At 72.2% G+C, this 7213-nt stretch carries 5 protein-coding genes; 1 reads left to right on the forward strand and 4 read right to left on the reverse strand.

Features of this window, described 5'->3' with window-relative positions:
- Window position 1: 1 nt before the first annotated feature.
- The 4 genes from ACWIGU_RS40915 to nsdA form a co-directional block, all read right to left on the reverse strand.
- Window positions 2–2491, reverse strand: a complete 2490-nt coding sequence (locus ACWIGU_RS40915; RefSeq protein WP_454406899.1) for a [protein-PII] uridylyltransferase — start codon at window positions 2489–2491, stop codon at window positions 2–4.
- Window positions 2492–2512: 21 nt separating this feature from the next.
- Entirely contained in the window at window positions 2513–2851 is a 339-nt protein-coding gene (locus tag ACWIGU_RS40920; RefSeq protein WP_100595057.1) for a P-II family nitrogen regulator, read from the reverse strand.
- Entirely contained in the window at window positions 2848–4209 is a 1362-nt protein-coding gene (locus tag ACWIGU_RS40925; RefSeq protein WP_454406900.1) for an ammonium transporter, read from the reverse strand. Before ACWIGU_RS40925 ends, ACWIGU_RS40920 begins: the two co-directional genes overlap by 4 nt.
- A 303-nt stretch (window positions 4210–4512) precedes the next feature.
- A complete protein-coding gene (nsdA, locus tag ACWIGU_RS40930; RefSeq protein WP_454406901.1) occupies window positions 4513–5985 on the reverse strand; it encodes a transcriptional repressor NsdA in 1473 nt (490 codons plus the stop codon).
- A gap of 469 nt (window positions 5986–6454) precedes the next feature.
- On the opposite strand from nsdA, the gene ACWIGU_RS40935 reads away from it, so the two are divergent.
- Window positions 6455–7132 (forward strand): bifunctional DNA primase/polymerase, encoded by a 678-nt coding sequence (locus tag ACWIGU_RS40935; protein ID WP_454406903.1) that lies wholly within the window; start codon window positions 6455–6457, stop codon window positions 7130–7132.
- The last annotated feature ends 81 nt before the right edge of the window (window positions 7133–7213 follow it).

Genomic DNA, 7213 nt, shown 5'->3' on the forward strand with positions numbered 1-7213 from the left:
ACTACCCCCGCAGCGCCCCTTCCAGCGCGCCCGCCACCGCGGCCGCGGCCGCCGCGGGCAGCGGTGTTCCCTCGGCGCCCGTGACATAGAACGCGTCGACCGCGTTCGCCCCGAGGGTCGACACATGCGCGGACCGCACCCGTACGTCCGCCGTCTCGAGCGCCCGGCCGATGCGGTGCAGCAGGCCCGGTGCGTCCTGTGCCCGCACCTCGATCACCGTCGCGTGCCGCGAGGCGGCGGGGGCGACCGTCACCCGGGGCGGCGGCGCGACGGTGCCGCGCCGCCGCGGATAGGCGGCGTCCCGCTCGGCGAGCCGGGCGGCGATGTCCAGGGAGCCGTCGAGGGCCCGTACGAGATCCGCGCGCAGCCGTGCGGCCTGGGGCAGGGACCCGTACTCGGCGGCGACCCTCCAGTCGAGGAGCAGGACCGAGCCCGGCATCTGAGCGGGCAGGTCGAGGGCCCGCAGCTCCGCCGTGCGGACCGTGAGCCGGTGCATGGCGAGCACCCCGGCGACGGCGGGCAGCACGCCGGGCTGGTCGGGGACGGCGATCAGCAGTTCGACGCCGAGGGGCTCCGGATCGGCGGGCGCGGCCTCGGTGCCCTCCGCGTCCCGGTCTGCGGGGGCCTCGGTCTGCGCGCGCAGGGACAGCACCGGGCCGCCCGTGCGGAAGGCCTCGACGGCCAGCCGCTCCTGTTCGGCGGTCGGCTCGGCCGCGGCGGGGCCGTCGCCGTCGCCGGGGTCCTCCCCCGCGAGGACGGCGGCGACCCGCTTGACCAGGTCGGTGACGAGAGACCCGCGCCACGAGGACCAGGCCGCGGGCCCGGTGGCGAGCGCGTCCGCCTCCGTCAGGGCATGCAGCAGTTCGAGCGTCCCCACGGACCCGACCGCGTCCGCGACGGCCCGCACCGTCGCCGGGTCGTCCAGATCGCGCCGCGTCGCCGACTCGATGAGCAGCAGATGGTGGCGTACGAGGGTGGCGACGACGGCGACGTCCGCACGGTCGAAGCCGATGCGCGCGGCCACGTCCTTCGCGATGATCTCGCCGGCCACGGAGTGGTCGCCGGGCCAGCCCTTGCCGATGTCGTGCAGGAGCGCGGCGACGAGCAGCAGGTCGGGGCGGCCGACGCGGCGCGTGAGTGCGGCGGCGCGCACGGCGGTCTCGACGAGGTGCCGGTCGACCGTCCAGGTGTGCACGGCGTTGCGCTGGGGCCTGCACCGCACCCGCTCCCAGTCGGGCAGCAGCCGCGTGATCAGGCCCTCGGCCTCCAGCGCCTCCCAGACCTCGACGGTCGGCCGGCCCGCGCCGAGCAGCGTCACGAGCTGCTCGCGGGCCTCGGCGGGCCACGGCGTGGGCAGCGGGCGCGCGGCGGCGGCCATCCTGCGGACGGCGTGCAGGGACAGCGGCAGCCCGGCCTGGGCGGCGGCCGCGGCGGCGCGCAGCGGCAGCACGGGGTCGCGCTCGGGCCTGGCCGCGCGGGCGAGGACCGCCTCGCCCTCCTGCTCGACGACGCCCTCGGCGAGCGGCGACCGCTCGGTGGCGGGCTTGCTCCCGCCGCCGAGCATGGTGCGCAGCCGCGGCCGCACGGCCCGCGACCTGAGCACGCGCCCCACCTCGCGCCAGGTGACGTCACTGGCGTACGACACGGTGCGCGCGGCCTCGTAGACCTGGCGGAGCAGGGTGTCGGCGTCGAGGAGGCCGAGTTCCGCTGCGACCTGGTCCTGTTCCTGGAGGGCGAGGCGGTCGGTGGCGCGGCCGGTGGCCAGGTGCAGGGCGTCCCGTACGTCGAGGAGTCTGCGCCGCGCGTCGGCGAGGCCCTCCCTGGGGGCGTCGGCGAGCCATGACGCGGCGACGGCGCGCAGCGCGGTGACGTCCCTGAGGCCGCCCCTGGCCTCCTTGAGGTCGGGTTCGAGCAGGTACTGCAACTCGCCCTGGCGTTCGGCCCGTTCGTCGCACAGGTCACGCAGTTCGGGCAGGCGTTTGAGTGCCTGGTTGCGCCAGTCGGCGAGGACGGCGGTGCGCAGGCCCACCGTCAGGCCGAGGTCGCCGGCGATGTGCCGGGCGTCGAGGAGGCCGAGCTGCACCTTGAGGTCCTCGCCCGCCGTCTTGCGCGCCTCCGCCGGAGTACGGACGGAGTGGTCGAGGGCGAGCCCCAGGTCCCATACGGGGTACCAGACGCGGTCCGCGAGGGAGGCGATGGCGCCGGGGCCGGCGCTGCCGTCGTGCAGGAGCAGCAGGTCGAGGTCGCTGCGCGGGGAGAGCTCCCCGCGCCCGTAGCCGCCGACGGCGACGAGTGACACCCCTGACAGCTCGCGCGCCCCGTCGGTGAACAGTTCGGCGAGCCAGTCGTCGGTCAGCCCGGCGAGGGCAGAACGGCGCGGCGGCCCGGACTGCGCCTCGTCCTGGAGGAGGCGCAGCCGGGCCGCCGCATAGCCGCTGGGTGCTGAATCGTCGTCGTCCGCTTTTCCGGTCTGCACATCCACACTCGTCACCCAGCGACTCCTCTGTTGCGTTTACAGCGCGTCCGGCCCGCGCTCACCGGTGCGGACCCTGACGGCGGTCTCCACCGGGACGGCCCAGACCTTGCCGTCCCCGATCTTGCCGGTCCTGGCGGCCTTGACCACGACATCGATGAGCTGTTCGGCGTCGTCGTCCTCCACGAGGACCTCTATGCGGATCTTCGGCACGAGGTCGACGGTGTACTCGGCGCCGCGGTAGACCTCGGTGTGACCGCGCTGGCGGCCGTATCCGCTGGCCTCGGTGACGGTCAGGCCCTGGATGCCGAAGGCCTGGAGGGCTTCCTTGATCTCGTCGAGCCGGTGCGGCTTGACGACCGCCGTGATGAGCTTCATGCGTCCACCTTCTTGGTCTGCGCTGCTGCCTCGTCGACGCGTCCGGAGCCCGGGCCCGGCGCCGCCGAGCGCAGGACCGTGCCGCCGCCCGCGCCGCTGAAGTCGTACGCGGTCTCGGCGTGCTCGACCTGGTCGATGCCGGAGACCTCGTCGTCCTCGCTGACCCGCATGCCGATCGCCTTGTCGATCAGGAAGGCGAGGATCGCGGAGGCGACGAGCGAGTACGCGAGGACCGCGCCGACGCCCGCGAGCTGCTTCCACAGCTGGGTCAGGCCGCCGCCGTAGAAGAGGCCCTGCGCGTCGGACTGGCCGCCGCCGGTGGCGAAGAAGCCGATGAGGAGCGAGCCGATGACTCCGCCGACGAGGTGGACGCCGACGACGTCGAGCGAGTCGTCGTAGCCGAACTTGTACTTGAGGCCGACGGCCATGGCGCACAGGACACCCGCGACGACGCCGATGGCGATCGCGCCGAGGGGCGAGCAGGAGCCGCCGGACGGGGTGATCGCGACGAGGCCCGCGACCGCGCCGGACGCGGCGCCGAGGGTGGTGAACGCGCCGTGCCGGATCTTCTCGTAGATCAGCCAGGCGAGCATGGCGGCGGCGGTGGCGACCTGCGTGTTGACGAACATCAGCGCGCCGACACCGTCGTCGTTGCCGAGCCACGAGCCCGCGTTGAACCCGAACCAGCCGAACCACAGCAGACCGGCGCCGAGCATCACCAGCGGCAGCGAGTGGGGCCGCATCGGGTCCTTCTTGAAGCCGACGCGCTTGCCGATCACGAGGATCACACCGAGAGCGGCCGCACCCGCGTTGATGTGGACCGCGGTGCCGCCGGCGAAGTCGATGACGCCGAGGTCGAACGCCCAGCCGCCGGTGCCCCAGACCCAGTGCGCGACGGGGAAGTACACGAGCGTCGCCCACAGGGTGATGAACAGCGCCCAGGCGCTGAACTTCACACGGTCGGCGAGCGCGCCGCTTATCAGGGCGGGCGTGATGATCGCGAACATCAGCTGGAACACGGCGAAGACGTAGACCGGGATGGTGTAGCCGTCCCACAGCTGCGTCAGGCCGATGCCGCTGAGCCCGACGTAGTCCGAGGACCAGCCGATCAGGCTGCCGTGGTCGGTGCCGAAGGCGGCGGAGAAGCCGTAGAGAACCCACAGGATCGTGACGATCCCGAGGCTGATGAAGCTCATCATCAGCATGTTCAGGGTGGACTTGACGCGGACCATGCCTCCGTAGAAGAAGGCGAGTCCGGGCGTCATGATCATCACCAGGGCGGAACAGATCAGCATGAACCCTGTATTGGCGGCAGACAGCGTGGGCGTGTCTGCGGCAAGCGTGATGCCTGGGGGCATCGGCGTCTCCTCGTCGTTGGTACGGCCCCGTGCGGGCGAAGCCTGTGCGGTCAAGAGGGGCGGGCCGGTTATGCGCCAAGAGAATGGTGCAGCGCCGTTTCCGTGGACGCCCCTCGATGTTTCGCCGCAGTGACGAAGAGGTCGTGCGTGTTACGCGTCAATGAACTGCCTGATACGGGGTGAGGCGATCGTTATCGTGACGCAACCAACAAAGACCGGCCGCGGCGGCCATCCGGTTGACCTGGCAATGGGGGAGCCGAGTCGGGCAGTCCGGGAGGGCCGGCCGCGGCCGGGGACAAGGGTTCAGACCGCTTCGGCGGTCTCCGGCAGATGGATCGCGAGCTGTTCGGTGAGGTGCGTGACCTCGGCGACGTCCCCGAACTCACGGACCGCGGTGTCCACGGTCTTGCGGATACGGGTGTTGACCCGCTCGGAGCGCACCTTCTTGGCGATGACCATGGCCTGCTCGGCCAGCACCGTGGACTGCTCGGGCTCGCGCTGGAGCAGATGCACCGTGGCCATCCCGATCAGGTTCAGCGCGTACGACCGCTGGTGCTCGGAGTCCTTCTCGAAGAGCTCGACGGCGCGCCGCATGACGGGCTCGGCCATCGAGGCGTACGTGGGGCTGCGGCCCGCCACATAGGCGAGGTCGCGGTACGAGTGGGAGTTCTCGCCGTGCAGCTCGGCCTCGGAGAAGAAGCGGATCCAGTCGGGGTCCGGGTCGTCCCAGTCGTCGGCGTCGTGGAAGGTCTCCTCGGCCATCCGGACGGCCCGCTTGCACTTGCCGGGCTGCCCGATGTTCGCGTAGGCGCGGGCCTCCATCGCATACAGCATGGCCTGCGTGCGCGGACTGGCGCAGTCGCGGCTGCCGTACTGCGCGAGATGGACGAGTTCCAGCGCGTCGTCGGGCCGGCCGAGGTGGATCATCTGCCGGCTCATGCTGGACAGGACGTACGAGCCGAGCGGCTTGTCGCCGGCTTCCTTGGCCGCGTGCAGGGCGAGGACGAAGTACTTCTGGGCGGTGGGCTGGAGGCCCACGTCGTAGCTCATCCAGCCCGCCAGCTCGGCCAGCTCGGCCGCGACTTTGAAGAGCCGCTTCGTCGTGGCCGCCGGCTGGGGCTCCTGGAGCAGGTCGGTCACCTCGTGCAGCTGGCCGACGACGGCCTTGCGGCGCAGCCCGCCACCGCACTGCGCGTCCCACTGCCGGAACATGACCGTCGTCGACTCCAGGAGGTCGAGCTCCGGCTTCGAGAGCCGGTTCCCGCGGCGCAGGGCCGCCGGGTCGGGCTCCGCCGCCGACGTCCCGGGCGTGGGCACGAGCCAGCGCTGCATGGGCTCGATGAGCGCGGGGCCCGCGGAGAGCGCGAGGGCGCTGCCGAGGAATCCGCGGCGCGCCAGCATCAGGTCACTGCGGGAGAACTCACCGATCAGCGCCACCGTCTGCGGACCCGTCCAGGGCAGGTCGACGCCGGACACGGAGGGCGACTGGTGCGCGGCGCGCAGGCCGAGGTCCTCGACCGCGACGACGCAGCCGAAGCGCTCGGAGAACAGCTCGGACAGGATCCGCGGGATCGGCTCGCGCGGGTTCTCGCCGTCGAGCCAGCGGCGCACGCGCGAGGTGTCCGTGGAGATGTGATTGGCGCCCAACTGCCGTGCCCGGCGGTTCACTTGGCGCGCCAGCTCGCCCTTCGACCAGCCGCTGCGCAGGAACCACGAGCTCAGCAGCTCATTGGGGCGCTTCTCAGCGTTCGTCACGCTTCCGTCGCTGCCGCCCACTGGAACGCCCCCATCCCTGAAGCCACCTCTTCGCCACCCCGCTGCTGCGGGGTGCGATGTGCGTCAAGCCCTACCAGCATGCCGTCAACTGCGGCCGCCCGTCCGGTGGTTGTCACTCCTCGAACAGGAAACCGACTTGCCTCCGGCATACCCAAGAGTGCTCACATCCCAGGGGCTTGTGTACTGAAAGTAACCCTACGATCACCCCTCCGGCCATGGCGAACCCGGAAACGCCACCATTCGCCACCCCTTCGAATGAACTAGGCGGGCGCCACACACGATTCACTTGACATAGGACGGCTGAAAGTGGGCGGAGCGGTGTACGCCGGGGCGTGCGGCACCGGGCGCACCACCCCCCGAAGCTACCGAACGCCGCCCCGAGCCGGCGGTTCACGGCCCCATGGAAGCAGAGGGTCACGATCCGATTCCGTCTCGTAACCACCGGTGCGCAGGACCCGTTGGAGGGGGCATGGGCTTCACGATCGGCGGCAGCCGCGGGATTCTCGACATCCGGTCCGGTGCGCGGCGCCGCGGCCGCACTGCAGGCCGCGCGTCGGACTGCACCACGGTGGCCGAGTTCACCGGACTCTGGGGCTGGGAGGCGGTGCCGGGAGCACGCGCCTCGGAGGGCGCCTGCTCGTGCGGCAGGGCGGACTGCATCCAACCCGGCGCCCATCCCATCGACCACGCGCCGACCGTCCCGGCGGGGGCCACGCTCGACGAAGCGACCGAGATCTGGGACCAGTTCCCCGGTGCCGCGGTGATGCTGCCCGTCGGCGGCGCGTTCGACATCATCGACGTACCCGAGTCGGCCGGCCGTCGCGCGCTCGTCCGCCTGGAGCGGATGGGCCTGCCGCTCGGCCCCGTGACGGCGACGCCCGAGGGACGCGCCCACTTCTTCGTCGCACCGGGCTCCGCCGCCGAACTCGGCTCACTGCTCTACCGGATGGGCTGGGACGACGCGGCCCTCGACCTGCACGCGCTCGGCCCCGGCACCCACATCACCGCCCCGCCCTCCGACCGCGGCGGCCTCGGCCCGGTCCGGTGGCTGCGCGCCCCCGGACTCGACTCGGCGACCCAGCCCCCGCAGGCCCGCCTCGTCCTCGGCACCCTGGCGTACGTGGCCCATCGCTCCCCGGCGGTCTAGCGTCTTTCATTCGCCTGATCCAAACGACAGGCCCTGGCGACGGCCCACACACAGGGAAGCGCCCGCTCCCTGAGGAGCGGG

This window comes from Streptomyces sp. NPDC055400 (assembly GCF_053644375.1).